At 66.9% G+C, this 1,142-nt stretch carries 1 protein-coding gene; it reads left to right on the forward strand.

Annotated elements, in window-relative coordinates; genetic code table 11:
- Positions 1–93 precede the first annotated feature (93 nt).
- Positions 94–1,050, forward strand: coding sequence for a sugar ABC transporter substrate-binding protein (locus AC1D01_RS35785; RefSeq protein ID WP_477874431.1), 957 nt, complete (start codon positions 94–96; stop codon positions 1,048–1,050).
- The last annotated feature ends 92 nt before the right edge of the window (positions 1,051–1,142 follow it).

Consider the following 1,142-nt stretch of genomic DNA (forward strand, 5'->3'; position numbering starts at 1 on the left):
GGCGAGGGAAACGTGGTGCGAACGAAGTACCGTCCGGGCGGTTCAATCGACCCGACGTCCGGGCAACAATCCACGCTTCCAGGAGACACACGCATGACGATCGCTTTCCACAGCCGCCGCCGCAACATCGCCGTGGCCGCCACGGCACTGGCCGCCGGCTTCTTCCTGACCGCCGCCCATGCCGATGACGCCAAGCCGCGCGTCGGCCTGGTGATGAAGTCGCTGGCCAACGAGTTCTTCAAGAACATGACCGAGGGCGCGCTGGCCCACGAGAAGAAGCGCGGCGACTTCGCGTTGAAGGCCGTCGGCATGCAGTCGGAGACCGACTTCGATGCGCAGACCGCCGCGGTCGAGAACTTCGTGACGCAGAAGTACGACGTGATCGTGATCGCGCCGGCCGATTCGCGGGCGATGGTCGCGCCGGTCGCGAAGGCGCTGAAGGCCGGCATCACGGTCGTCAACTTCGACGTGGCGCTGGACCCCGCGGCGATGAAGAAGGCCGGCCTCGACCTCGCCTTCGTCGGCCCCGACAACCGCGCCGGCGCCAAGATGGCCGGCGACGAACTCGCGAAGGCGATCGGCCCGGGCGCCAAGATCGTCATCATCGAAGGCAACCCCGGCGCCGACAACGCGCTGCAGCGCAAGCTGGGCTTCGAGGACGCGGCCAAGGCCGGCAAGCTGAACATCGTCGCGTCGCAGACCGCGCACTGGGAGACCGAGGAGGCGAACGCCGTCTTCTCGAACATCCTGACCGCCAASCCCGACATCAAGGGCGTGATGGTGGCCAACGACTCGATGGCGCTCGGCGTCTCGAAGGCACTCGATGCCGCGGGCAAGTCCGGGCAGATCAAGGTGGTGGGCTTCGACAACATCCCGGCCATCCGCCCGCTGATCAAGCAGGGCAAGGTGCTCGCCACCGTCGACCAGTTCGGCAGCGAGATGGCCGCCAACGCGATCGACTACGGCATCAAGTCGCGCAAGGACAAGCAGCCGCTGAAGGGTTGGGTCAAGACGCCGATCGAGCTCGTCACGGCCAAGAACCTGAAGTAAGACCGCGCTGCCCAGGGAGCCCGCGCGTGGACCAGCACGACAACAACATCACCGCCGCCACCACCACCGCCGCCGTCGCGCTCGAGCTGCAA

The organism is Rhizobacter sp. P3_B12 (assembly GCF_056402895.1).